The following is a 25280-nucleotide window of genomic DNA, read 5'->3' as shown; positions in this document are numbered from 1 at the left end:
TAGGCTTCACGTATGAACTCCAAGGAATACGACGGTTTCTCCGACTCTTTTCGCGATAGCACGACCGAGGGCGTCACGCGCGTGAACCCCGCGGGTGCGGGCGTGAATAACGCGGGCGCTGCGCCCTCGTCGCAGGCAACACCCAAGACTTCCAGCCTCGATGGAGCCGGGCAGGCGTCGGAACCTCGCACTACCCCGAGCACCCGCAGCGCAAAGGTTGAACCGGCCGCTCGCCCCACCCGGCAGGCGCATCAGCAGCCGATGTCAACCGCTACCCAAGAACAGCAGGCCGAGGCGCACGGGACTCAGCCCGCCCCGAAGTCGCGCATGGCTGTCGTGTGGGCCGCGCTCATCGTCGGCGCGATTTTGCTGATCCTCCTCCTGGTCTTCGTGATTCAGAACAACGTCTCCACCGAGTTCGAGTACTTCACGTGGCACTTCAACCTTCCGCTCGGCGTGGCGATGCTGCTCGCGGCCATCGCGGGGGCGCTCATCATGGCGCTCGCGGGGTCGGTGCGGATGATTCAGATGCGCTGGGAGCTTCACAAGCTCCGCCGCAACCAGAAGTAGCGGTTCGCCACACCCGCCCGAAGTCACAGGGAATATTCAGCAAAAATTCACCTTCGGGTTACACCATTGACCCATGAACACGGAGCAGGAGCAGGACTACGAGGCACGCCTTCTCGTAGTCGACGATGAACCGAACATTCGCGATCTTCTTGCCACGAGCCTTCGCTTCGCGGGCTTCGAGGTATTTGCGGCCTCCAACGGTGCCGAAGCCATCAAGCTGGCGACCGAGAACGAACCCGATCTGATCGTTCTGGACGTCATGCTTCCGGACATCGACGGTTTCACGGTGACGCGCCGCCTGCGCGACAAGGGCCATCACTACCCGATCCTCTTCCTCACTGCGCGTGACGAAACGAAGGATAAGGTCGCTGGCCTCACGGTTGGCGGCGATGACTACGTGACGAAGCCATTCAGCCTCGAGGAGGTTGTGGCTCGCATTCGCGCGGTGTTGCGCCGCACCCACGTTGGCGTGGCCGAGCCGAGCGAAAGCGCGCTCGTCGTGGGCGACCTTCGCCTTGACGAGGACTCCCACGAGGTTACGCGTGCCGATTCGCCGATCGACCTCTCCCCGACCGAATTCAAGCTGCTGCGCTACCTCATGCTCAATGCGGGCCGCGTCGTGTCGAAAACGCAGATCCTCGATCACGTGTGGGATTACGACTGGTCTGGCGAGGTGGGCATCGTCGAGAGCTACATTTCGTATCTGCGTCGCAAGATCGACGTCGTTGGTGAGCCCATGATCCACACGAAGAGGGGCATCGGCTACGTGCTGCGTCCTGCCGATCCGCGCTGACCTTGGCTCAAACCCCGAAGGCCCGCGCCTCCCGGGCCCAACGCCCAGTCTCTCTGTGGACTCGAATTGTCGCGCTCATCGCGCTCGTTCTCGTTTCGGGAACGATCGTGACGGGCGCGCTTTCGCTGTTTCTGCTCAAGCGCACGCTTATCGAAGGGGTGGATGCTGACCTCGCGGCGGCGGTGAGCCCTAGCGTCATCGCGAATCCTCGGCGCAACATTTCGCTCATCACGATGGGCTCGCCGAATGCGCAGTACACGCCCGTGGACTACGTGGTCGAGTGGCAGGATCAGTCCGGTGAGGTTCTGCAGCGAGTGGTGCAGGATTCCGACGGCGACCTGTCTCTCGAGTTTCCTTCGCTCACTCGCGAGGAAGTCATTTCCTTGCAGGGCAAGCCCTTCACCCTCGTCGCGGGCGACCGCGATTCGTGGCGAGTGCGCGCGATCGCGTCGAATGATCCGGATGGCCCCTCGGTTTTCGTGGCGCTTCCGCTTCGCAGCGTCGACAAGACGATGAACGAGATGGCGCTCATCATCGTGCTCGTGGGCACGATGGTCGTGCTCGTTGGAGTGGGGCTCGGCGGGTACGTGCTCCACTATGCGCTCGAGCCGTTGCGCGATGTCGAGAAGGCCGCGAAGAATGTCGCGGCGGGCACGCTCGGCACCCGCATTCCCGTGAGTTACTCCTCGCAAGAGGTGCATTCACTGAGCGTCGCCCTCAACGAGATGCTGATCCGCCTAGAGAAGGGTTTTCAAGCGCAGGCTGAATCGCAAGCTGAGGCGCTCGCGAGCCAGTCGCGCATGCGCCGTTTCGTCGCGGATGCCTCACACGAACTTCGCACGCCACTCGCCGCGATTCGCGGCAACGGCGAGCTGTATCGCATGGGGGCGATGCCGAACGAAGAGGATGTCGCACAAGCGATGCGGCGCATCGAGGACGAAGCCAAACGCATGGGTTCCCTCGTCGAATCGCTCTTGAGGCTCGCGCGGCTCGACGAGCAGCGCTCCTTCGACCTTGTGCCGCTCGACGCGTCGGGAATCGTGAAGGATGTCGTGCAGGACTTGCGGGCACTTGATCCCACGCGCGAGGTTGCGATCGTGGATCTCGCGGGGGCTGTGCTCGCGCCCGAGGATGTGCCGCCGCTCGGTGTGCTCGGCGACGAGGCCGCGCTTCGACAGGTCATCGTGAACCTCGTGGGTAACGCGAACAGGCACACGCCGAAGGGGTCACCGGTCGAGGTGGCGCTCGGCACGGACCGCCAGGGGAAGGCCATTATCGAGGTGCGCGATCACGGAGAGGGCATCCCCGCCGATATTCGCGAAAGGGTTTTTGAGCGGTTCTTCCGCACCGACGAGTCGCGCCAGCGCCAGCAGACGCAGGGCGGCGGCGCGGGCCTTGGCCTCTCGATCGCGGCGACGATCATGCAGCATCACAACGGCACGATCTCGATTCATCAGACCGATGGTGGCGGGGCGACGTTCCGCGTGGAGCTGCCGGGAGCCACGCTCAGCTGAGTGCGCTCCACTGCTGATGGAGGATGCGCAACTCGTTACCGCCCCGCACCGTCACGATACGGAACTTCCTACCTGCGGCCTCGAGCACGGTGTCAACGAGGTGGAGGTGGGGGCCTATTTCGCGCGCGGTGACATCGCCGCTCACGCTCACGCCTCGGCCACGCAGCGCCTCGACGCCCTTCGCCCACTCCTCGGCGTTCATTGCGCGCGCGCGTGTATCGATGAGATGGGGATCCTCGCCGAGGCTCGCAAGCGGTGAGGCACTGTCGAGCCACAGGGAACGCTCGAGGCTGGCAGGCGTCGGAATCTCCTCCCCTGCGCCGGGCCGGGCAGCCCCCTGACCCGCACCTGCCCTGCTGGTGGCGCCCGTGAAGCCAGGCCCCTCGTTCGGCGCCGTGCCCTTTTGGTAGGCGGTCGCGGCGGCACGGGCGCGCTCGTCGGCGGCCTCGTTCATCTCGTTGCCCGCATGGCCCTTGACCCATTCAAAGCGGACGCTGCGCCCCTGCATCTCTTGGTCGATCGCCTGCATCAGCTCGACGTTCAGCACGGGCTTACCGTCTTTTTTCTTCCAGCCCTTCTTCTTCCACCCGGGCATCCATGTCGTGACGGAGTTGATGACGTACTGCGAGTCACACAGGATCACGAGGTCTTCGCCCGCGAGGCCGGCCTCGCGGGTCTGGCTGAGCAGCTCACGCACGGCGGTGAGCTCGCCAATATTGTTCGTGCCGTGGGCACTTCCGCCGGCGCTCCAACAGTCTTCGCTCACGTACCAGGCCCAGCCGGTGGGGCCCGGATTGCCGAGTGCGGAGCCATCTGCTGCTGCGGTAATCGTCATGGACATATTTTTTCACAGACACCAGCGGCAGGGCGCGCACGGAATAGAGACGCATGTGCGGGACGTTTGGTGAGAGTCCGACGGTTCCGCGCATCCATCGTGCGCACGTATGTGGAGGTTTCTTATGTCTAAGCGTCCCGACCTGGCAATTCTTGACCTTGTAGGCGTGAGCGAGGGGCAGTCCTTCGCGGAAGCGATCGAAGCGTCGATGAAGGCAGTCGAGCTCGCCGACGAGCAGGGGTATAAGCGGTATTGGTTTGCCGAGCACCACAACACCCTGAATCTCGCCTCGAACGCGACGTCTCTCCTCATTGACCGCGCGGCGTCCCGCACGTCGCGGATTCGGGTGGGCTCCGGCGGCATTATGCTGCCCAACCACGCGCCTCTTCAGGTCATCGAGCAATTCGGCACCCTTACCCAATTCCACGGAGATCGAATCGATCTGGGCCTTGGCCGCGCTCCAGGTACCGATCCGCTCACGGCGCAACTCCTTGGCCGCACGAGCGCCGAACCGGAGGATTTTGCGCGGGCCGTTGCTGATATGCAGGCGTGGGCGAGCGATGACACACTCTCGCGCTACCGGATCGGAGCTTACGTGGCGCAGGGGACGAATGTACCGATGTGGGTGCTGGGCAGTTCGCTTGCCGGCGCTGGCCTCGCGGCACGGCTCGGATTGCCGTTTGCGGTCGCGAGCCACTTCGCGCCGTTCCAGTACAAAGAAGCAATCGCGCTGTATCGCCGCGAGTTCAATGCCGAAGCACCTACCGCGCAAATCGATGAGCCCCACGTGATGGTAGGCGTCAACGTTTACGTTGCGGCAACGGACCAGGAAGCCGAGCGACAGTTCTCGACTCTCCAACAGGCCTTTGCGGCGCTTGGGACAGGCAAGCGTCAGCTCATTCAGCCGCCCGCCGAGATTTCGGCTCTGCTGCCGGCACCCGTGCTCGAGCGCGTGAACGGAGCACTCGCGGTGCGCGCGGTGGGCTCTCCCGCGAAGGTTGAAGCGGAGCTTTCGCGTCTCGCGGAGGAGACCCACGCCGATGAGTTCATCGTGTCGAACTACTTCCACGACCCCGCAGCGCGGTATGAGAGCCAGCGCCTGCTTGCGCAGGCGTGGCTTGGCTAAGGGGCGGACTTACGTCCCTCCCGTCACCCTTTCTCAGATAACGATTTTGTTACCAACGTCGACCGGCGGTGATGGCGTGGCGCGCCCACTAGCCGGGTAGTGCCCTAAAGTAACTTTTAGAATGGTTAACATTAAGCAAATATACGTCTTTCTTTTATGAGTTTTCGACTTTTCCATTCCTGCCCCCAATAGCCCGCACCACATTCTTGCCGACCTTTCATCACAGTAATGATAGGCGTTCTGCGACGCTGCGATCTGCACCTTTGCATGACAGCGTCACGACCAAGCCCCACACCACCACCCACTAACCCGTAACATTGTCGTAACATTTGCTATAGCGCCGCTTCTGGTGGAGACAGCTATCGTCACATCCCGAACACCCCTCCGACCATCACGGTGTCACGTGAACCTGCCGCACCAGCATACTCACCCCCAGGAGCACCCCTCATTTCCCGAGAAATTGCGCACTTCACAAACGATTTAAAACCGGTTAGCGTCATTTTTGGACGTCCGCAACGGTGTTGTGTGGCGAATCTGTTTGCTCCTCAAACGACGAAAGTTGGAGAACTCATGGTCTTCGATGCTTTCCGCAAGCGGAACAGCCACCGCGCGGATTCCTCAGTTACCCCCATGTGGCGCCGCGGTGCCGCAGCCCTCGCCGTCGGCGCCGTCCTAGGCACCTCCGGCGTTGTTGGCACTTCCGCCCTCGCCGCTACGAACGCATGCGCTACCGAAGGTGGCATGACCACGGGCCAGCCCACCGCGGAAGAGGCTCAGGCTGCCGCTGACCGGGCGAAGGCCGCTGCTGATCAGGCACAGGCCACCGCAGACGAAGCTGCTGCCGCAGCCGACGCCGCCGCAGCCGACGCCAAGAAGCTCCAGGACGCCGCCGACCAGGCACAAGCCGAAGCCGACCAGGCACAGGCCACCGCAGCCGAGGCAGCCGACGCTGCCAAAGCAGCGGCCGCAGAAGCTGACAAGCTTCAGACCGCCGCTGAGACTAAGCAGGCCGCAGCCGACGACGCCGCCAACCTTGATCAGCAGTCCCAAGAGCGCGCCACCGAAGCAGCCCAAGCCCTCGAGCAAGCGAAGAGCGACGCCGCCCTCGCGGTGGGAACCCCTGATGAGGCAGCGGCTAACGCCGCGCTTGCGGAGGCACAGAAGAAAGCCGATAAGGCGCAGGCGCTGGCCGACACCGACGCCAAAGACGCAGAGCAAGCACAGAACGATGCCACCGAGGCACGTAACAAGGCTGACCAGGCAAAGACCGACGCCGAGAACGCACAGGCCGAAGCCGATAAGCTGCAGACCCAGGCCGACGAAGACGCCGCCGCCGCTAAGCAGGCACAGAACGAGGCCGACGAGGCAAAAGCCGCAGCCGACCAGGCCCAGGCCGTAGCCGACGAGGCTAAAGCCGCCGCCGAAGCCGCCGCTGCAGAAGCCGCCAAGCTCCAGGCCGCGGCTGAGGAAGCGCAGAGGATCGCCGACGAGATCGCTGCTGGTCTCAAAGCGAAGGACATGTGTCAGCCTGTGTACGCAGAGGTGACCGTCACCGAGGGCGAGACCGCTTACGTTGCCGCTCCTGCCTTCACCGACGAGGAGACCGGCGAAGAGCGCGACATGCCTGAAGGCACCACGTTCGCCCTCCAGGCCGGCGACATCGGAGGTGTGGAGATCGACGCCGAAACCGGCGCCATCACCGTCCACGCCACCTACGCCGCCCCCGCCAAGAACGTCTACGAAGTCCTCGTGACCTACCCCGACGGCTCCACCGACACAGTCGCCGCAACCGTCAACGTCACCGAGACCCCGCAGGCAAAGACCTACCAGCCGGCCTACACCGAGGTCACCGTTGAGCAGGGCGAAACCACTTACGTTGCCGCTCCTGCCTTCACCGACGAGGAGACCGGCGAAGAGCGCGACATGCCCGAAGGCACCACGTTCGCTCTCAAGGACGGCGACATCGAAGGTGTGGAGATCGACGCCGAAACCGGCGCCATCACCGTCCACGCCACCTACGCCGCCCCCGCCAAGAACGTCTACGAAGTTCTCGTGACCTACCCCGACGGCACGACCGAGGTCGTTGTTGCAACGGTCAACGTTGTCGAAACCCCACAAGCTAAGCTCTACCAGCCGGTGTATGCACCTGCCGAGGTTGAGCGCGGCAAGGTTGGCACTATCGCAGCTCCGAAGTTCACCGATGAGGAGACCGGCGAAGAGCGCGACATGCCCGAGGGCACCACGTTCGCTCTCAAGGACGGTGAGATTAACGGCGTCAAGATCGACGAAAACACCGGTGAGATCACCGTTGAGGCGACCTACGCAGCTGTCGAGAACGTCTACGAAGTTCTCGTGACCTACCCCGACGGCTCGACCGAAGTTGTAGTCGCGACGATCAATGTCACCGACACCCCGGTTGATGAGCCCGGCAAGCCCGGTGAACCCGGTGAACCCGGCAAGCCCGGCGAGCCTGGTGAACCCGGCAAGCCTGGCGAACCCGGTGAACCCGGTGAACCCGGCAAGCCTGGCGAACCCGGTGAACCCGGCGAGCCTGGCGAACCCGGCAAGCCCGGTGAGCCCGGCAAGCCCGGCCAGCCTGGTGACAACGGCATGACCAAGCCGATCAAGAAGGTTCCGGCTAAGGGTGGCAAGCACGCCCTCCCGCGCACCGGTGCTGAGACCGGCGGTCTCCTCGCTGCTGCTGCCTCGCTGATCGCAGGTGGCGCGGCCCTCGTGACCCGCCGCCGCAAGAGCGAGCAGTGAGCTAATGCCTCACGCACCGTTCAATAGTTGAACACACGGTGTGGCCCCCACTTCTTCGGGAGTGGGGGCCACACCCCGTTAACGCCACACCCCGTTAACATCGAGACATGAGCGAAGAAGTGCGCATCATTCGCGTGAGTCACAGCGACCCCCGGGTCAGTGCCCTGCACGCCGAAAAAGACGCCGAACTCGAGCCTCGCTACCGCGCCTACTACGCCGCCCACCCCGAATACCAGGGCCGCAGCGACGAAACCCTCGACCCAACCACCATTCTCACCACGCTCCTCGCACTCAAAGGCGACAGTGCCGTTGGCACGGTTATGCTTCGTGCTCTTGCCGACCGCTTCGAAGTAAAACGACTCATCGTCGGAAAGAAATACCGAGGCCAAGGCATCGCTACCCAGCTCATGGAGCACATCGAAGAGGAAGCCTCGACCTGCGGCGCAACCGCGCTCTACCTCCACACCGGCAGCCTCCAGCAGGACGCGATCAGCCTCTACACGAAAACGGGATGGCAACGCCTCCCCCAGCTCTTCGCCCCCTACAAAGACGATGGTGTTTCCCAGTGCTACGTCAAGGAGCTCGTGCCACACTAAGGCCATGAACAATAACGCCGCTCCCGAAGAGCACACCGCCGAACAAAAAGCAGCCCTCGAACGCCTGACCGTGGCTCAAGAAAACCTCGTGAAGTCCCGCGAAGCATACGAGAAGGCCGTCGAAGGACTCGAAGCCATCAAGGCGTACAACGAGGCCATGAAGCCCCTCATGGAGTACTACGACAACGGCTGGCTCGCTGATGTCACCACAACCGAATCGATCTACGAGCGTCCCGAAGCTGCCGGCGAAGACGAGATCTGGGACATGCACGGCGGCCAGTATGAGCTCATGCGCGAACTGCTCGCCGTTTCCTCGCACTTCTTCGTGCGCGTCCCCGGCGAAGAGGAGCAGGAAGACTAGCGCCCCCACCACGACATAAAGGAACCCTCGCACTCGAAAGTGCGAGGGTTCCTTCTCATTAGCGGGCGATCACATCATGCCGCCCATGCCTCCCATGGCATCCATCTCGCCGCCGGCAGGAGCCTTCACCGGCTCCGGCTTGTCAGCAACGACAGCCTCGGTGGTGAGGAACAGGCCCGCGATCGACCCAGCGTTCTGAAGAGCGGAGCGCGTCACCTTCACCGGGTCGAGCACGCCAGCCTCAATGAGGTTCTGGTACTCGCCCGTTGCGGCGTTCAGGCCCTCGCCAACCGGAAGCTGCTTGACCTTCGATGCGACGACGCCACCCTCAAGACCGGCGTTCGAAGCGATCTGCTTGAGCGGCGCTTCGATCGCGACCTGCACGATCGATGCGCCGGTCGCCTCATCGCCCTCGAGCGAAAGCGACGCGAACGCGTCCTTGCCCGCCTGGATCAGGGCAACGCCACCGCCGGCGACGATGCCCTCCTCAACGGCAGCCTTCGCGTTGCGCACGGCATCTTCGATGCGGTGCTTGCGCTCGTTGAGCTCGACCTCGGTTGCGGCACCCGCCTTGATGACGGCCACGCCACCGGCGAGCTTCGCGAGGCGCTCCTGGAGCTTCTCGCGGTCGTAATCCGAATCCGAAACCTCGATCTCGGCGCGGATCTGCTTCACGCGGCCGGCGATCTGGTCGCCGTCGCCCGCGCCCTCGACGATGGTCGTCTCATCCTTCGTGACAACCACCTTGCGGGCACGGCCGAGGACGTTGAGGTCGGCGGTCTCGAGCGACAGGCCAACCTCTTCCGAGATCACGGTGCCACCGGTGAGGATCGCCATGTCCTGGAGCATGGCCTTGCGGCGATCGCCGAAGCCGGGAGCCTTCACAGCAACCGACTTGAACACGCCGCGGAGCTTGTTGACGACGAGCGCGGGAAGCGCCTCACCGTCGACGTCCTCGGCGATGATCACGAGCGGCTTGTTTGCCTGGATGACCTTGTCGAGAAGCGGCAGGAGGTCCTTGAGCTGCGACACCTTCGACGAGGTGAGCAGGATGTACGGGTCTTCAAGAACGGCTTCCTGGCGCTCCGGATCGGTCACGAAGTACGGCGAAATGAAGCCCTTGTCGAAACGCATGCCTTCGGTGAGCTCGAGCTCGAGGCCGGTCGTGTTCGACTCCTCGACCGTGATAACGCCTTCCTTGCCGACCTTGTCGAGAGCCTCGGCGATAAGCTCGCCGATTGCCGGGTCAGCGGCCGAGATCGCGGCGGTGTTCGCGATCTGCTCCTTCGACTCAATCTCGACGGCCTGCGCAATGAGCTTCTCGCTCACGGCGGCAACGGCCTTGTCGATGCCGCGCTTGAGAGCGATCGGGTTTGCGCCCGCGGCAACGTTGCGAAGGCCTTCCTTCACGAGGGCCTGCGCGAGAACCGTAGCGGTCGTCGTGCCATCACCGGCAACGTCGTCCGTCTTCTTCGCGACTTCCTTGACGAGTTCCGCACCGATCTTTTCGTACGGATCCTCGAGTTCGATTTCCTTAGCGATCGACACGCCATCGTTCGTGATGGTCGGTGCGCCCCAGGACTTTTCGAGGACGACGTTGCGCCCCTTCGGCCCAAGGGTCACCTTCACGGCGTCAGCGAGCTGGTTCATGCCCCGCTCGAGGCCGCGGCGTGCTTCTTCGTCAAATGCGATGAGCTTTGCCATGAGTGGTAACTCCCAAAGTGTGTGAGTGTGCTCCAGCCAGGTGCCCGCGACGGACGAGCCTTGCCCTCCCCTTCACGTCTGGGTCGGTGGGGCTCTCACCTCACTGGAAAGCTCGCGGCGGCGTGTGTGGTGGGTCCGACGGTTGCCGGAGATCCGTTGTCACTCACGCCAAGCGAGTGCTAACCCATCATAAGCACTCTGAGGCGAAGAGTGCTAACGCTCGCTGAGAATTTCTCTGGGAGCGTGACGGCACACCCCCGCCGCGCCCCTCGAGGCGCGCGTCGCGGAAGTTATCGACGCCCTGCGGCAGTCTTTACTCGCCGTCGCCGCCCTGCTCCGCACCGTCGATCTCGGCGAGATCACCCGGCTCCTCAACGATGACGACCGTGATGTTCGCCCTGTACTTATCGGACTTTTCAGCCTCGACACCGACGTACTTCGCGAGGGCCTCGGCGGTCGCCTTGTCCTCGTCGTTCTTGTAGTAGACGCCGGCGTTCTTGGCGCGTTTGCCCGTATCGGTATCGACCTTGGTCCAGCCCTGCTCTTCGAGAGCCTTCTGCCAACGGCCAGCCATGCCCTGCTTCCGCTTGCCATTGAGCACGAGAACCGGAGCTTCGCGATTGACTTCAGGGGCTGCTTCCTCGGAAGGCTCTTCGGTAGCGCCCTCGCCACCGTTATCACCCTCGCCACCATTGTCGCTCGCGGCAGGCTTTCCATCACCGGAATCCGCCGGGGCCGACGTCGATGACTCCGCTGGAGCGGGAGCACCCTCGCTCCCCTTGCCCAGACCCGACACGGCCCACAGAACGAGTGCGAGCGCAAGCAGCGCCGCGACGATCACGATGATCGTCGAAAGATTCCGCTTGAAAAACGGCTCCTCAGCACGGTGCGCGCCGTGGGCGCCCACCTGATCGGCCTCGCGGTCAAACTGGTCCGGTTCGTACGGGTATGTGCTCTGATCTGCCACGAGGTCATGCTATCGGTTGGCGCGGGCCTAAATGGCGATTGGGCACGCGGCGCGCCGAGGCAACAAGCCCCCATAGTGCTGCCCCCCCACGGCGACAACGACGGCGCGACGCGCACGTCTAGGAACGCGTGCGCTCACGCAACCGTCGGACCACACTTGGCGCATACCGCACCGCCGCGGGTTCCCGCATGAGCCGCACGAGCCGCGCGTGATACCCCGACGGCGTCAGACCCGTAAGCCGCAGGATGTCGCGCTCCTTCGCACCGGCGCTGCGGTACACGCGTGCCTCGAGATCGAGGATCACGCGATCGGTTTCGCTCAGCTGCGGTTCATCGGCCAGTGGCTCATCGGTCATGGATTCAAGTCTAGGCACGCCCCGTACCCTGGGGGGCATGAACGAGACCGCGCTGCCTCCCCTGACCGACATTATGGCCGCCGACTGGGCCGAAGCCCTCGCGGGCGTCGAACCGAACATCCGCCAGATGGGCGCCTTCCTGCGCGCTGAGCTCGCCGCTGGCCGACGCTACCTCCCGTCGGGCGAGCGCATTTTTCGCGCGTTCGAAACCCCGCTTGCGGACGTGCGCGTCCTGATCGTCGGCCAGGACCCCTACCCGACACCGGGCCACCCGATCGGCCTGAGCTTCGCGGTCGAGCGCGACGTGCGCCCACTGCCCCGCTCGCTCCACAACATCTACCTCGAACGCGAGAGCGATCTAGGAATCCCGCCGAGTGCGCACGGCGACCTCTCAGCGTGGCAAGACCAGGGCGTCATGCTCCTCAACAGGGCGCTCACGGTAGCCCCCGGGGCGCCCGCGTCGCATCGCGGGAAGGGATGGGAGCAGATCACGATGCGCGCTATCGAGGCCCTCATCGAGCGTGGCGGACCACTCGTCGCGATCCTTTGGGGGAGAGACGCGCGCTCGCTCGCCCCTATGCTCGTCGAGGGTGGCGTCAGCACAATCGAGTCGGCGCACCCGTCGCCACTGTCGGCGCGCCGAGGGTTTTTTGGGTCGAAACCGTTCTCGCGCGCGAACGCACTCCTCGCCGAAAGCGGCGCGCAGGCCGTTGACTGGAACACGCCTTGAGCTGCCCGCTCTTGCGCACCCACCGAAAGTACGTGATCTCCCCCACCCAAGCTGCGACACAAAACCACTGAAACTGCACCAACCATTAAAGTTTTGGCAAAATCCCAGGTCCAAGGCCTATAGTGGCCGAACTAAACGCGCGTAAAGGCCCAAAACGTCCCACTTGCATTCGTAGATTCAAGGCCTATAGTTACGAAGTCGTTACATACCGGACCAGCCACATGGCACACCTGATTGGAGTCCACGGGAATGAACACCCCCCGCCATCACGACGAAGAGCTGCGCCTCGAGCTCATCGCAGAAGCGTCGAAGGCGCTCGCCAAAGGCGGCCCCGCAGCGGTCTCCCTCCGCGACATCTCCGCGGCCTGCAACACCTCAACTACCGCCATCTACTCACTCTTTGGCGGAAAGAAGCAGCTCCTCAACTCTGTCGTTGTCAGCTCCGCCAGCGATCTCGCGAAGCACCTCAGCGAGGTTAAGCGCGAACAGGATCCGGAAGATTACCTGGTTGGACTCGCAACCACCCTTCACGACTGGGCAGTCAACAACCCCGAACTGTTTGACGTGATCTTCAACCAGGCCGACCAGGTCCCCGACCGGGCAGCGCAGGCCAATGGGGCACCGGGAGCGGCGAGCGCAGCAGTCGCCAAGGATTCCGACGCCACCTCAGAGCCCATCGGTTTTGGCCTCTCGCGTCGAGACAACCATCTGCTTACGGCGTTCCGCGCACTCGGCACCGATATCGACGAGTTCGAAAGCATCGCAAAGCACCTCGCGCAGGCAATGTCGGAAGGCCGCACGAAGTACGGCGCCACCGTCGACACCTCCCCCTCCGATGCCACAACGCTCCTGCGCGCCGTGTGGGCGAGCGCCCACGGGTGGACTCACCTCGAGATCCAGGGCTTCATCGATGCGGCCGGCTTCAACGACTTTGTGCGCGCGACGGTGAAGGCAGCACTCAAGGCAAGCCGCGACTGAGCCCTGTCCTCCCCTTCCCTGCTTAGCCCCCTGCCCTGCTGATCCTCCTGCCGCCTTCCCTTCTCCCGTGTTCCCACGTAAGTCATCACGCAAAAAAAGGGCGGCTCCGCAGGTCACACGAAGTGCAGCAAACAGGGGGGCGCCGCCTCAGCAGCGCCCCCATCGTTGAGCGAGACTCTCGGAGCCCAGTGCAATAGACCCCGAGAATCAGTAAATCAGGCCTCGAGGCCCACGCGGTATCCCGTAGCCACCGCCTGAGCAACCTTCGCCACCTTCGACACGTCACCCGCGGTACGGAACTCGATTCCCGCAGCCTCGAGCTCGGAGGCGAGCGCATTCTCGCTGCGCATACCGATCGCGAGCACGACCGTGTCGGCATCGACGGTGAGCTGGGAGCCGTCGGGCTCGAACACCGCGCCCGGGCCGGTCACCTCCACGAGACGGTGCCCCGTGTTCATGGGGACGCCGGCCTTCTTGAGCTTCGAGGTGACCGAGATGAGGTTCATGTGGAACGCGCCAGCCCCGAGCTCCGGCGCCATCTCGTACACGGCGACCTCGCCACCGTTTGCCGCAATTAGCTCAGCGGTTTCGAGGCCGGTCATGCCGGACCCCACGACAATCGCGCGGCCCGCGACCTCGCGAGTACCTCCCAGAACATCGATCGCATCCACCACATTGTCGCCGTCGATGCCGGGAATGTTCGGCACGATTGGGGTTGCACCAGTCGCGACGATCACGGCGTCGGCACCGAACGCGCGCACGTCCTCAACCCCGAAACGAGTCGACAGCCGCACGTCAACGCCGGCCTTCTCGAGACGGTGGGTGTAGTTCTCGACCAGCCAGCCCATCGGATCCTTGCCGGGCGGGTTGGTGCCGGGCACGACCTGACCGCCGAGGGGGTCCATAGCCTCGACGAGGGTGACTTTCGCGCCGCGCTTCGCGAGTGTTTCGGCAGCTTCGCAGCCCGCAGGGCCACCACCGATCACGAGGGCCGTGCGACCTTCGGCGTTGCGCTCGAGCTCGAGCGGGAACTCCGATTCGAACCCACAGCGCGGGTTGACGGCGCATTCAACATGCCCGCCCGAAAAGAGCGCCTCGAAGCAGTACATGCAGCCGATGCAGCGGGTGATGTCCGCGTCACGACCTTCGATGGCCTTGATGCCCCACTGCGGGTCGGCAAGCCACGAGCGGCCCATCGCGATGAGGTCCACGAGGCCATCGTTGAGCATCTTTTCGGCCTGCTCCGGCTCACGAACAATCGACACACCCATGACCGGAATCTTCACGGCGTCGCGCACGGCACGAATCATCGGGTCGCGCCAGTTGCGTGGCGTGTTCACGGGTTCGATGACGGTCACGCCGGTCTCGTACGTGCCCGACGACACCGAAATCAGGTCGGCACCGTGCTCCTCGCACACCTTGGCGATCCGCACGCCGTCAGCAACCTCGTTACCTACACCGGGCATGCCGATCAAGTCATAGCACTGTGAAATCGAAAGTCGCACCGAGATCGGGAAGTCGGGGCCCACAACCTCGCGCACGCCATCGAGAATCTCCACGAGGAAACGGCAGCGATTCTCGAACGAACCGCCGTACTCGTCCTCGCGCTTATTGGTGCGAGGCGAGAGGAACTCGTCGATAAGGTAACCGTGAGCGCCGTGGATCTCCACGCCGTCAGCACCGGCTTCCTTCGCGCGGCGCGCGCCGTTGATGAAGTCCTGCACGAGGCTCTTCACTTCCTCGTTTTCAAGGGCGCGCACGGGGGCCTTGGTGAGCTCGGATCGCACGGCGGAGGGTCCGACGGTGACCTGCCCCTTATTGAGCTGGGGAAGGCCCTGGTTGCCGGGGTGCTGGAGCTGGAGGAAAATCTTCGAGCCTCGCGCGTGAACGGCCTCGATGGCTTCGGCGAGCTGCGGCACGAGCTCGTCGCGGGTCACGGAGAGCTGTTTCGGGGTGCCGGCGCCGTGCTCGTCATTCACGCGGGTGATCTCGGTGATGAGGAGGCCACAGCCACCTTCGGCGCGCTCGAGCCAGTACTTGAGTAGGCGCGGGCCAACGGTGCCGTCGGCGTTCGCGAGGTCACTCCCCATCGGGGTCATCACGAGGCGGTTGGGGATCTCGACAGTGTTGACGGTGAATGGGGTGGCAAGTGTGCGCACGGTCTGCGGTGCGGCGGTCATGGGAGTCCTTCGCTGTGTGTTGAGAACCACTACTTGCTTGTGACCCACACTACGCTCCTAAATTCTTAGGCGCGGGGACCTTCGGGGGCTTCGCGTGCTCCCGAATATGTCCTGGCAGCACTCACAGTCGTTATGGCCAGAGCACACGAAAAAATCCCAGGCCTGACGACTCGAAGTCGCCCCGACCTGGGATTTCCTTGGAGCTGAAGATGGGGCTCGAACCCACGACCTGCTGTTTACAAGACAGCTGCTCTACCAACTGAGCTACTTCAGCATTGCGGCGCTCGCACTAGTGTAGCGTGCGCCGCGAGTTTAGTTACCCGAATCGCTTGCGCCACCGGCGTCGCTAGCACCGGGCGTGCCCGAGGCGGCCACGGCTTCCTTCAGAGCACCGGGCTGCTGCCAGGCGCCGTCGGCCCCCCATTCTTTGCCGTTGATGAACACGGCGGGAGTTGCGGGCGAGAGCTTCGCGCCAACGGGCTCGAGCACGTCCACTGCGTAGCGGCGGAACTTTTGGTCCTTGATGCACGAGAGGGTGCTGTCCTTCGCTCCGGCCTGTTTGGCGTACGTGACGAGCTCTCTGTCGCTCAGGCCGGGGCCACCCTCGGCCGGTTGGTTGGCGAAGAGGAGTTCGTGGAACTTCAGGAACACCTCGGGCGAGTCTTCGAAGGTGCACACGGCGGCTCCGCCGGCGCGGGCGGAGTACTCCGTTGTGGACATCTTCTTGGAGAGGAAGGTGCGCACGTGGAAGTTCACGGTCGCATCGCCGCTCTCGATCATCTCGTGGAGGTCGGCGCTGTTGATCTGTTCGAAGTTGCCACAGAACGGGCACATGTAGTCGAACACGACGTCGACGACGGGTTTCGTATCGTCGGCCTTGAAGGCGAGAGTGGGCTCTTCCTTGCTGATAGAAGCTGGCTGGTTGAGCGGCAGTTCAGGCTCAGGCGCGTTCGCCTTATAGATCAGGTAGCCGAGTCCAGCGACGAGTGCGAGTGCCACGACGACGATGGCGGCGATGATCGCCACGCGGACACGCTTTTGACGGCTCAGCTCTTTTTCGCGCTGCTTGCGAAGCTCGATACGCTGCGCTTCGCGCACGTCCTGCGCTGACGGCTTCTCGGCCATTAATCCTCCGGAGGGGTCGAATGCGGTAAACGGCGAATCGCCGCGTGCCAGCTTAGAGGATACGCGCGTGGATGCCTCATTTCCTCCAGGGCGAGATGTCTTCGAGGCGGAATTCACCCACGTACGGGAAGTAGTCGATGTGTCCGCCGCGCGAGGCAATCGTGAAGCACACGGCTGCGATGAGCACGAGGAGGAGGGCGGCGAAGATCGCGGTCCACAGCCCGCTCGGTGTGGCTGCGTGCAAAAGGCGGTGGCTGCCGTGGCGCGTCGTGCGTGAGCCGATGCCCCACCACAGCGACAGGGTCGTGACGCCCACGAGTACTCCCGCGTACACGGCGTAATGCACCTCGAAGCGCGCGAGCCACACGAGTAGGGCGTCGGTCGCGAGCAGAATTCCGGCCGTGACGATCACGGGGATGAGCGCTTGAAGGAGCGCCTCGAGAAGGGCACCGAGGAATCGCGGTACTGCCAAGAGCGCGATCGAAGCGGTGATCCCACCCGAGCCTTTCCCTCTGTCCTGGCCTTTTTCCTGCGCGATCCATGAACGCTGCCACGTTCGTGCAAGGGCTGTCATCAGCACGAGCAGGATGAGCGCGGCGAGCGGCACGAGTGCGCCGAAGGCGGTGAAGAGCGCCATACCGAGCAGCACGAGCGCTGTGCGGCGCTTGGGCTCGCGCAAGTGGTAGGGCAGGGGCTGCAACGGCATCGCGTACGGCTGCGCGCCGGGGGCCGGAGGGTACTGCGCCGCGGGGAAAGGGCCCTGCAGGCCAGCAGCTGGCATGGGCGCCTGCGGCGTCGGTTCCGACGGTTGCCACGCGGGCATCGCACCCGCGTGCGGAGCGACGGGCGGCGCGGCAGGGGTCGAGATGGGCGCGAATCGGGCCGTGGGAGTTTCATCGAGAACGGGCATGACTTGGGTGGGTTCCTCGTTGGAGACATCCCACTCATCCGTGTCGTCCAATTCATCAGTGGCGTCATGCATTGCCCCCGTGCTCTCCTCCTCTCCCCCTCCTGACCTCGGGGGGCTGTACGGAGGTAGGGGCGCCGTCGCCTCAGCTGCGCGAGCTGCTGCACCCGATGGTGCCGCGGCGCCCGAGCCCGCCGTTCCGGCGCCGATAGGGCCATCGAGTGTGCTGCGTTCACCTGTCTCAATCCGAGAAGTCGGGAGCTCGCCGGGGGTGGAAGGGGAAGACGGGGACGAGGAGGTTGGGTCGTAGTTCCCATACACCCATGCATCCACATCGTGCTCGAGAGCCTCGATGAGCTTCTCCGGCGGCGTGCGATCGCCAGGCTCAGGGGCAAATGCACCCTTGAACCATTCGATGCACGGCTCCGGCAGCCCTTCGAGGTCGGGGCCAGACATCCTGGCAAGGTTGTAGACCGTGCCGAGTCGCCCCTTGCCGAAGGGCGGGAACCCGGTCGCGGCGTGGGCGAGCATCGCGGCCCAGGCCCACCAGTCGGCAGCGGCGTCGACGATGTTGTTGCTGATCACCTCAGGGGCAAGGTAGGAGATCGTGCCCATCATGAGCCCCGTTGAGGTCATGCGGGACTCTTCGGCGGCTTGGGCGATGCCGAAGTCGATAATGACCGGATCGACTGGGTCGATGTCGAAGTCGAAGTGAGAGCCATTACCGGTACGAAGCATGATGTTGCTTGGTTTGAGGTCGCGGTGCACGATCCCCTTCTCGTGAACGTCAAGAAGGGCCTTGCCGAGCGGCAAACCGATTTCGCGTACGCATCGCAGCGGAAGGTGCCCCCAGTCGTCAATGACTTTCTGGAAGGTGGGGCCCGAGATGTACTCGGTGACGAGGAAAGCGACGTCGAGGTCGAATTCGGCATCGAGCACGCGGGAAACGTTCGGGTGATTGACGCGTTGAAGCGCGCGCATCTCTCGGCTGAGTCGGGCACGGGCGCGCTCGTCGCCGGCGATTTCGGGTCGAAGCACCTTGAGGGCGACGTCGAGCCCGGCCGCGTCGGTTGCGCGGTAGACGATTCCCATTCCCCCGCTGCCGATCCGTTCATGAATGGCATAGCCCGAGTCGACGAGCATCTCACGAAGGTGCGATTCGTAGAAACTGGGGCGGCGCTGGGGTGTGCGCGCGCCGAAGTTGCCGCCTGGATTCGTGGGGGTACTCATGCGCCCCATGCTACCGATCCCCTCAGGCGGAGCCCTGAAGTTGTCACCCCCTTGAATCTAATACCCCTAGGGGGTATATTGGATGCTGTGGCGCCCACCGCGACCACACGAACCAGGACCATCACAAACATCAAGGAGCACACCATGACCACCTCGACCTTCAAGATCACGGGCCTCACGTGCGGCCACTGCGTCAATGCCGTTAAAGAAGAGGTCGGCGAACTCGCTGGCGTTGAGAGCGCCGAAGTCGAACTCGTCAAGGGCGGCGAATCGACCCTCACGATCCAGGCAGATCGCGCCCTCACCAAGGCCGACATCGCCCCCGCAATCGAGGAAGCCGGCGAAAGCTACGCCATCGTCGGATAACTCCTCCCCATCCTGAACCCGGCCGCACCACACCCCGAAGGACCCCATGAGCAGCACTGAAACCCACACCGCACCGCGCACCGTTACCCTCGATGTCACCGGCATGACGTGCGCGAGCTGCGTCGCGCGCGTGGAGAAGAAGCTGCGGCGCGTGGGCGATGTCGACGCGGTCGTCAACCTCGCACTCGAACGCGCGAGCGTGCAGGTGAGCGACCCGTCGATCACCGATGCGCAGCTCGTCGAAGCCGTCGAAAAGGGCGGCTATGGGGCTCACGTGCGGGAGGCGGCAGCCGAAAGCACATCGATCCACGGCCCCGACACAAGCGCCGAGGAGCGCGCCGCGCGCGACAAGCGCGACACGCTAATCCGCACGGTCCTCGCAGCAATCCTCTCGGCGCCAATTTTCCTCATCTCAATGATCCCGGCGTTGCAGTTCCCCGGCTGGCAGTGGGCGATGCTCATTCTCGCGACGCCGGTCGTGTTCTACTGCGGCGCGCCATTTCACCGTGCGACCTGGGTGAACATCAAGCACGGCGGCTTCACGATGGACACCCTCGTCACGATGGGAACGTTTGCCGCGTACCTGTGGTCGATCTGGGCCCTTCTCTTCGGCGGCGCAGGCGAAATCGGCATGACGATGGACATGAGCCTCGGCGCCGCTTTCAGCCGGAACCAACACGGTGCGCACGAAATCTACTTCGAATCGGCAGCGGTCATCACGACCCTCGTGCTCGCGGGGCGCTACGCGCAGGCCCGCGCCATCCACCAGTCGAGCGCAGCCATCCGTTCGCTGCTTGACCTCGGCGCGAAGAATGCCACCATTGTGGAGCTTCAGTCCGACGGCAGCACCGCCGAAGTTGAGGTTCCCATCGGCGCGGTGCAGGTCGGCGATGTTTTCGTCGTGAGGCCCGGGGAGAAGGTCGCGACAGACGGCGTGGTCCTTGAGGGTGCCTCAGCCATCGACCGCTCGATGCTCACGGGAGAAAGTATCCCCGAGGACGTCGCGCCCGGAACCGAGGTCACGGGCGCAACGGTCAACACCACGGGCCGGCTCCTTGTGCGCGCTACGCGCGTGGGCGCCGACACCGAGCTCGCCCACATCGCGAAAATGGTCGAGGATGCGCAAGCTTCCAAAGCTCCCGTGCAGCAGCTCGTTGACAAGGTCTCGAGCATCTTCGTGCCCGTCGTCATCGTGCTCGCAGTCCTCACGCTCGTCGCGTGGCTCGCACTCGGGGGCACCACGGAACAGGCATTCACCGCGGCCGTCGCCGTTCTGATCATCGCATGCCCGTGTGCGCTCGGCCTCGCAACCCCCACGGCCATCATGGTGGGCACGGGCCGTGGCGCCGAACTCGGTATCCTCATTCGCTCGGCAAGCACGCTCGAGAGCTCTCGCGACATCGCAACGATCGTTCTCGACAAGACCGGCACTCTCACGAGCGGCGCGATGCGTGTGCACTCCGTGACACCCGCCGAAGGCTGGAGCGAAGCAAACGTCCGCGCGCTCGCGGGTACCGCCGAATCGGGTTCGGAACACCCCATCGCGCGCGCGATCGTGGAAGCGGCCGGCGGCAGCAGCGATGCCCTCACACTCGAGGATGCGCGGGCTCACGTCGGCCGAGGCCTCACGGCGCGCGTGAGCGGGTCGCTCGGGGGAATAACGGGGCCGTGGGAGGTTGAGATTACCGCGGCATCCGACGCTGGCCAGGCAAGCGCCGGAACCGAAAATCCCACCGTGCCCAGCCTGCCCGCCCCTCTCGCCGCTTCCCTCCGCGAAGCCGAGCAGGCGGGTCACACGACCTCCATCGTGCGCGTCAACGGCGAGATTGCGGGGCTCGTGCGCGTGAGCGACACCGTGAAGCCCGAAGCGACGAAGGTCGTTGAGGAGATTCGCGCGCTCGGCATCGAGCCCGTCATGGCGACCGGCGACAACCCTGCCGCGGCCGAGCACATTGCGCGCGAAGTCGGCATCGAGAAGGTTCACGCCTCGCTTACCCCCGCGGCAAAACTCGACCTCGTGAAGTCCCTTCGCGGCGAAGGGGCAAGCGTCGCGATGGTTGGCGATGGCATTAATGACACGGCGGCCCTCGCCGAAGCCGATCTTGGCTTCGCGATGGGCACCGGCACCGATGCCGCGATGAACTCGGGCGACATCGTGCTCACGGGCGGCGATATCGCGCAGATTCCCACCGCGATCCGCCTTTCGCGGGCGAGCGTGCGCACGATCCGCTGGAACCTCTTCTGGGCATTCATCTACAACGTCATCGCCATTCCGCTCGCGATGCTCGGGCTCCTTGGCCCCGTGATCGCGGCCGCGGCCATGGCCTTCTCCAGCGTTTTCGTGGTGAGCAATTCGCTGCGGCTCAAGCGGTTCCAATAACAATTGTTCTGTTCTCATGATCTCCAGGAAAATAGGAGTCAGCTCGCCCTAGGGTGAAGCCATGAGATCTGAACTCTTTTCACCCGAACACCAGGAAGTCCAGACCAACGACCGCTGGGCTCTCCAGTCCAAGCGAATGCTGCGCTGCCGTCTCAATCCCGGCGCACCCGAAATCGTCTCCTCCTCCGGGGCCATGGTCGCCTACCAGGGCGAGATGAAGTTCAAGTACCAGGGTTCTGGCGGCGGCATGAAGCTCGTCAAGAAGCTGGCCACCGGCGAGGGCGCCAACATGATGCGCACCACCGGCAACGGCGAAATCTTCTTCGCCAAGAACGGCTCGCAGATCTTCCTCATCCAGCTCGAAGGAGAAGCCCTCTCCCTCAACACCTCGAAGATGCTCGCTTTCGACTCGAGCATCGAGTGGGACATCAAGATGATCGGCGGCGGCCTCGGCGCGGGCCTCGTCGCGGGCGGCTTCACGAACCTGTTCCTCCAGGGACACGGCATGGTCGCGATCGCCTCGCACGGTGAGCCGCTCCTGCTCGACTGCTCGCAGCAGCCCACGTATGTGGATCCGCAGGCCGTCGTGTGCTGGTCGGCAAACCTCCAGCCGCAGATCAAGAACGATTTTAATGCCGGTGCACTCATTGGCCGCGGCTCGGGCGAAGCCTTCCAGCTGGCCTTCCACGGCCCCGGTTTTGTGGTTGTGCAGCCGGCCGAATACTAAAAACACCATCCACTCTTGAGGGTCTAGAAAGGCGGCCCGGCACGCCCCGCGACGGGGGCGCCGAGCCGCCTTTCTACACCCTCGGTTTTCCTTCGTGGAGGGCCCGACGGCACCTGAGCGCTCGTCGGGCCGCACGCTGCTCACACTTTCTCGCCCAAGACGAGCTTTAACGCTAGGCTCGAGTATCGAAAAGCCCGAAGTGCACACGCACCGGGCATACCCGCCGAGCTCAAGGACCTCCGTGACCAGCACCTTCACCGACATCCCGTTCCGCATCGCCGTGATTGGCTCCGGCCCGGCCGGCGTGTACGCGGCGGAGACGTTCAACAAGACGCCGCACGTCAAGAAGGGCCGGCTCGCAATCGAGGTCGATATTTTCGATGCGCTACCCACACCGTTCGGCCTCATTCGCTACGGAGTCGCCCCCGACCATCCGCGCATCAAGGGCATCACGACAGCACTTCACCGCATCCTCGACCGTCGCGACATGCGCTTCTTCGGCAACGTCGCATTCGGCACGGATCTGACCCTCGAGGACCTGCGCGAACGCTACGACGCGATCATTTTCGCCACGGGAGCACTCAAGGACGCCCAACTCGACATCCCCGGGATCGACCTCGAGGGTAGCTTCGGCGCTGCCGACTTCGTCGCGTGGTACGACTCGAACCCCGATTACCCGCGCGAATGGCGACTCGATGCCGAATCCGTTGCCGTGATCGGTAACGGCAACGTCGCGCTCGATGTCTCGCGAATGCTCGCCAAAAGCGCCGACGAGCTCCTTGCGACCGAGATCGCCGACAACGTCTACGAAGGCCTCAAAGCCTCACAGATCACCGACGTGCATGTATTTGGCCGCCGCGGCCCCGCCCAGGTGAAGTTCTCCCCGCTCGAAACGCGCGAGCTCGCCCATCCGAAAGGCGTGCAGGTCATCCTCGACGAGCGCGATTTCGCGCAGATCAGCGACGAGGAATGGGAGCGCATCCGCGCCGATAAGCGCATCGATCAGGTCGTGAGCACGTTCGAGGGCTGGCTCGAAGCGCAGAAGGAGCTCGAGGCGAGCGGCGCTGAGCCCACGGACCGCGATGGCGGCGAGGTCAAGCGTCGGCTCCACCTCCATTTCTGGCACCGGCCCGTCGAAGTGGTCGGCGAGGACGGCCGCGTGACGGGCATGCGATTCGAGCGCACCCGGATCGCCGACGACGGCATGCTCGAGGGCACCGGCGAGATTGTCGAGTACGACGTCCAGCAGGTCTACCGCGCCGTCGGCTATTTCGGCTCGGAGTTGCCCGGGGTTCCCTATGACCCGGTGCGCGGCGTTATCCACAACGACGAGGGCCGTGTCACGACCGCCGAGGGCGCTGTTGTGCCCGCGTGCTACGCGAACGGCTGGATCAAGCGTGGGCCCGTTGGGCTGATCGGTGCCACGAAATCGGACGCAATCGAGACCGTCACCCACATGATCGAAGACATCGAGGAAGGCGTGCTCGAGCCGTGCCCGGATCGCGACCCCGACTCGATTGTTCGCCTGCTCGATGAGCGCGGCATCCGCTACGTCGATTGGGACGGGTGGCTGCGCCTTCACGACCACGAGATCCAGGCGGGTGCGAAGCGGAAGGATTCCGACGGTAACGCACGCCCATCGCTCAAGGAGATCGACCGCGAGCAGATGATCCGGATCGCGCGCGGCGAATAACCGGCGCGCCACACGCTGCTAGCGGCGGATGCTCGCGAGGTAGTCGGCGATACGGTCGATCGCGTTCTCGAGCACGTCCACGTCGGGCAGGGTCACGACGCGGAAGTGGTCGTGTGTGGGGATGTTGAATCCCGTGCCTTTTGTGATGAGGATTTTCTTTTGGCGAAGCAGGCCGAGTGCGAATTCTTCGTCGTCCTCGATCTTGTACATGTCGAGGTCGATCTTCGGGAACATGTAGAGCGCCCCCTTCGCCTTGTTGACGCTTACGCCGGGGATCCGTGCAAGAGCCTCGTAGGCGACATCGCGCTGCTCACGCAGCCGGCCACCTGGGGCCACGAGGTCATTGATCGTTTGATAGCCGCCGAGCGCCGTGGGGATCACGTGCTGCGCGGGAGCATTGGCGCATAGGCGCATGTTCGAGAGCATGTCGAGGCCTTCGATGAAGCCTTTGGCATGCTCTTTCGGCCCGTACAGCACCATCCAGCCGGCACGGAAACCCGCGACCCGGTAGGCCTTGGACAGGCCGTTGTAGGTGATCGTGAAGAGGTCGGGGGCGAGCGAGGCGATCGAGGTGTGGGTCGCGTCGTCGTAGAGGATCTTGTCGTAGATCTCGTCGGCGAGGATCATGAGCCCGTGCTTGCGGGCGATGTCGACTATGCCTGTGAGGTTCTCTTTCGTGTACACCGCACCGGTGGGGTTATTGGGGTTGATGACGACGATGGCTTTGGTGCGGGGCGTGACCTTGTCGGAGATGTCTGTAAGGTCGGGCAACCAGTCGTTGTCTTCATCGAGGCGGTAGTGCACGGGAGTCCCGCCTGCGAGGGTGACACACGCGGTCCACAGCGGGTAGTCGGGCATGGGGATGAGCACCTCGTCGCCGTCGTTGACGAGTGCTTGAGCGGTGAGCTGGATCAGCTCGCTCACTCCGTTGCCGAGGTAGATGTCGTCGAGGTGGAGCCCTGGCAGGCCGCGGGTCTGGTAGTGCTGGGCGACGGCGCGACGGGCCGCGACGATGCCTTTGGAATCGGTGTAGCCCTGGGAGACATGAGCCTGGCGGATGAAGTCGACGAGGATCTCGTCGGGCGTTTCGAAGCCGAACGGCGCGGGGTTGCCGATGTTGAGCTTGAGAATGCGGTGCCCCTCGTTCTCCATGCGCGCAGCCTCGTCGAGGACCGGCCCGCGGATGTCGTAGAGGACGTTCTGTAGCTTCGCCGCCTGCGTGAATTCCATGGGCTGAGTGTACTCCCTACCCTCCGCGGTCAATCTCCACACGCTCTGCGCTTCCTCGACCCCGACACCGGACCAGGATCCCCGAGGCTGCCCCTGCCCGTCATCTTCTCCGCCCTGACTGCGGAGGTAGACGCGGGTTTATTTTGGTGC

General features: G+C 64.0%; 21 protein-coding genes and 1 tRNA gene. 13 read left to right on the top strand and 9 right to left on the bottom strand.

What is annotated here, in order from left to right; all coding sequences use genetic code 11:
• Positions 1 to 12 precede the first annotated feature (12 nt).
• The 3 genes from E6X30_RS04880 to E6X30_RS04870 all read left to right on the top strand — a co-directional run bounded on the left by E6X30_RS04880 (position 13) and on the right by E6X30_RS04870 (position 2877).
• Positions 13 to 570 carry a lipopolysaccharide assembly LapA domain-containing protein gene (locus tag E6X30_RS04880; RefSeq protein ID WP_016663831.1) on the top strand — a complete coding sequence of 186 codons (558 nt, stop codon included), beginning with the start codon at positions 13 to 15 and terminating at the stop codon, positions 568 to 570.
• A 73-nt stretch (positions 571 to 643) separates the two neighbouring features.
• Positions 644 to 1363, top strand: a complete 720-nt coding sequence (locus E6X30_RS04875; RefSeq protein WP_016663830.1) for a response regulator transcription factor — start codon at positions 644 to 646, stop codon at positions 1361 to 1363.
• 2 nt (positions 1364 to 1365) lie between these two features.
• Positions 1366 to 2877 (top strand): HAMP domain-containing sensor histidine kinase, encoded by a 1512-nt coding sequence (locus tag E6X30_RS04870; protein ID WP_101686645.1) that lies wholly within the window; start codon positions 1366 to 1368, stop codon positions 2875 to 2877.
• Here E6X30_RS04870 and E6X30_RS04865 read toward each other — a convergent pair.
• Positions 2870 to 3712, bottom strand: a complete 843-nt coding sequence (locus E6X30_RS04865; RefSeq protein WP_316335808.1) for an RNase H family protein — start codon at positions 3710 to 3712, stop codon at positions 2870 to 2872. The two genes, E6X30_RS04870 and E6X30_RS04865, sit on opposite strands and share 8 nt — an antisense overlap.
• A gap of 124 nt (positions 3713 to 3836) precedes the next feature.
• Here E6X30_RS04865 and E6X30_RS04860 point away from each other — a divergent pair, with 124 nt between their 5' ends.
• The 4 genes from E6X30_RS04860 (at position 3837) to E6X30_RS04845 (ending at position 8558) form a co-directional block, all read left to right on the top strand.
• Positions 3837 to 4838, top strand: a complete 1002-nt coding sequence (locus E6X30_RS04860; protein WP_016663827.1) for an LLM class flavin-dependent oxidoreductase — start codon at positions 3837 to 3839, stop codon at positions 4836 to 4838.
• Positions 4839 to 5363: 525 nt separating this feature from the next.
• On the top strand, positions 5364 to 7601 hold the full coding sequence (locus tag E6X30_RS04855) for a Rib/alpha-like domain-containing protein (RefSeq protein WP_144245964.1): 2238 nt from the start codon (positions 5364 to 5366) through the stop codon (positions 7599 to 7601).
• Between the two features lie 107 nt (positions 7602 to 7708).
• Positions 7709 to 8197, top strand: coding sequence for a GNAT family N-acetyltransferase (locus E6X30_RS04850; protein ID WP_051120620.1), 489 nt, complete (start codon positions 7709 to 7711; stop codon positions 8195 to 8197).
• Positions 8198 to 8201: 4 nt separating this feature from the next.
• The gene (locus E6X30_RS04845; RefSeq protein WP_016663824.1) at positions 8202 to 8558 is read left to right on the top strand and encodes a hypothetical protein; all 357 of its coding nucleotides are present in this window, start codon (positions 8202 to 8204) and stop codon (positions 8556 to 8558) included.
• A gap of 69 nt (positions 8559 to 8627) precedes the next feature.
• Here E6X30_RS04845 and groL read toward each other — a convergent pair whose 3' ends face one another.
• From groL to E6X30_RS04830, 3 genes are all read right to left on the bottom strand, one after another.
• Complete coding sequence (gene groL, locus E6X30_RS04840) at positions 8628 to 10262, bottom strand: chaperonin GroEL (protein ID WP_016663823.1); 1635 nt, start codon at positions 10260 to 10262, stop codon at positions 8628 to 8630.
• 313 nt (positions 10263 to 10575) lie between these two features.
• On the bottom strand, positions 10576 to 11229 hold the full coding sequence (locus tag E6X30_RS04835) for a LytR C-terminal domain-containing protein (protein WP_016663822.1): 654 nt from the start codon (positions 11227 to 11229) through the stop codon (positions 10576 to 10578).
• A gap of 118 nt (positions 11230 to 11347) precedes the next feature.
• On the bottom strand, positions 11348 to 11584 hold the full coding sequence (locus E6X30_RS04830) for a DUF3263 domain-containing protein (RefSeq protein WP_016663821.1): 237 nt from the start codon (positions 11582 to 11584) through the stop codon (positions 11348 to 11350).
• 37 nt (positions 11585 to 11621) lie between these two features.
• Between E6X30_RS04830 and E6X30_RS04825 the strand changes: the two genes are divergently transcribed.
• Complete coding sequence (locus E6X30_RS04825; protein WP_316335807.1) at positions 11622 to 12314, top strand: uracil-DNA glycosylase; 693 nt, start codon at positions 11622 to 11624, stop codon at positions 12312 to 12314.
• A 249-nt stretch (positions 12315 to 12563) separates the two neighbouring features.
• Positions 12564 to 13292 carry a helix-turn-helix domain-containing protein gene (locus E6X30_RS04820; protein ID WP_316335806.1) on the top strand — a complete coding sequence of 243 codons (729 nt, stop codon included), beginning with the start codon at positions 12564 to 12566 and terminating at the stop codon, positions 13290 to 13292.
• 215 nt (positions 13293 to 13507) lie between these two features.
• Here E6X30_RS04820 and E6X30_RS04815 read toward each other — a convergent pair whose 3' ends face one another.
• The 4 genes from E6X30_RS04815 to E6X30_RS04800 all read right to left on the bottom strand — a co-directional run bounded on the left by E6X30_RS04815 (position 13508) and on the right by E6X30_RS04800 (position 18734).
• On the bottom strand, positions 13508 to 15472 hold the full coding sequence (locus E6X30_RS04815; RefSeq protein ID WP_316335805.1) for an NAD(P)/FAD-dependent oxidoreductase: 1965 nt from the start codon (positions 15470 to 15472) through the stop codon (positions 13508 to 13510).
• Positions 15473 to 15670: 198 nt separating this feature from the next.
• Positions 15671 to 15746: transfer RNA gene (locus E6X30_RS04810), tRNA-Thr, on the bottom strand.
• A 38-nt stretch (positions 15747 to 15784) separates the two neighbouring features.
• Entirely contained in the window at positions 15785 to 16597 is an 813-nt protein-coding gene (locus E6X30_RS04805; RefSeq protein WP_316335804.1) for a thioredoxin domain-containing protein, read from the bottom strand.
• A gap of 76 nt (positions 16598 to 16673) precedes the next feature.
• Complete coding sequence (locus tag E6X30_RS04800) at positions 16674 to 18734, bottom strand: serine/threonine-protein kinase (protein ID WP_316335803.1); 2061 nt, start codon at positions 18732 to 18734, stop codon at positions 16674 to 16676.
• Between the two features lie 144 nt (positions 18735 to 18878).
• Between E6X30_RS04800 and E6X30_RS04795 the strand changes: the two genes are divergently transcribed.
• The 4 genes from E6X30_RS04795 (at position 18879) to E6X30_RS04780 (ending at position 23900) form a co-directional block, all read left to right on the top strand.
• Positions 18879 to 19100: a heavy-metal-associated domain-containing protein gene (locus E6X30_RS04795; protein WP_016663815.1), complete on the top strand. Its 222-nt coding sequence runs from the start codon at positions 18879 to 18881 to the stop codon at positions 19098 to 19100.
• A 46-nt stretch (positions 19101 to 19146) separates the two neighbouring features.
• Entirely contained in the window at positions 19147 to 21480 is a 2334-nt protein-coding gene (locus E6X30_RS04790; RefSeq protein WP_070435603.1) for a cation-translocating P-type ATPase, read from the top strand.
• Positions 21481 to 21541: 61 nt separating this feature from the next.
• A complete protein-coding gene (locus E6X30_RS04785; protein ID WP_016663813.1) occupies positions 21542 to 22207 on the top strand; it encodes an AIM24 family protein in 666 nt (221 codons plus the stop codon).
• A 241-nt stretch (positions 22208 to 22448) separates the two neighbouring features.
• The gene (locus tag E6X30_RS04780) at positions 22449 to 23900 is read left to right on the top strand and encodes an FAD-dependent oxidoreductase (RefSeq protein ID WP_016663812.1); all 1452 of its coding nucleotides are present in this window, start codon (positions 22449 to 22451) and stop codon (positions 23898 to 23900) included.
• Between the two features lie 18 nt (positions 23901 to 23918).
• On the opposite strand, the gene E6X30_RS04775 is transcribed toward E6X30_RS04780, so the two are convergent.
• Positions 23919 to 25130 (bottom strand): pyridoxal phosphate-dependent aminotransferase, encoded by a 1212-nt coding sequence (locus tag E6X30_RS04775; RefSeq protein WP_034371851.1) that lies wholly within the window; start codon positions 25128 to 25130, stop codon positions 23919 to 23921.
• Positions 25131 to 25280 lie beyond the last annotated feature (150 nt).

This window comes from Dermabacter sp. (genome assembly GCF_032550575.1).
Classification (GTDB): Bacteria; Actinomycetota; Actinomycetes; order Actinomycetales; family Dermabacteraceae; genus Dermabacter; species Dermabacter hominis.
This window is presented reverse-complemented; position numbering and strand designations above follow the sequence as displayed.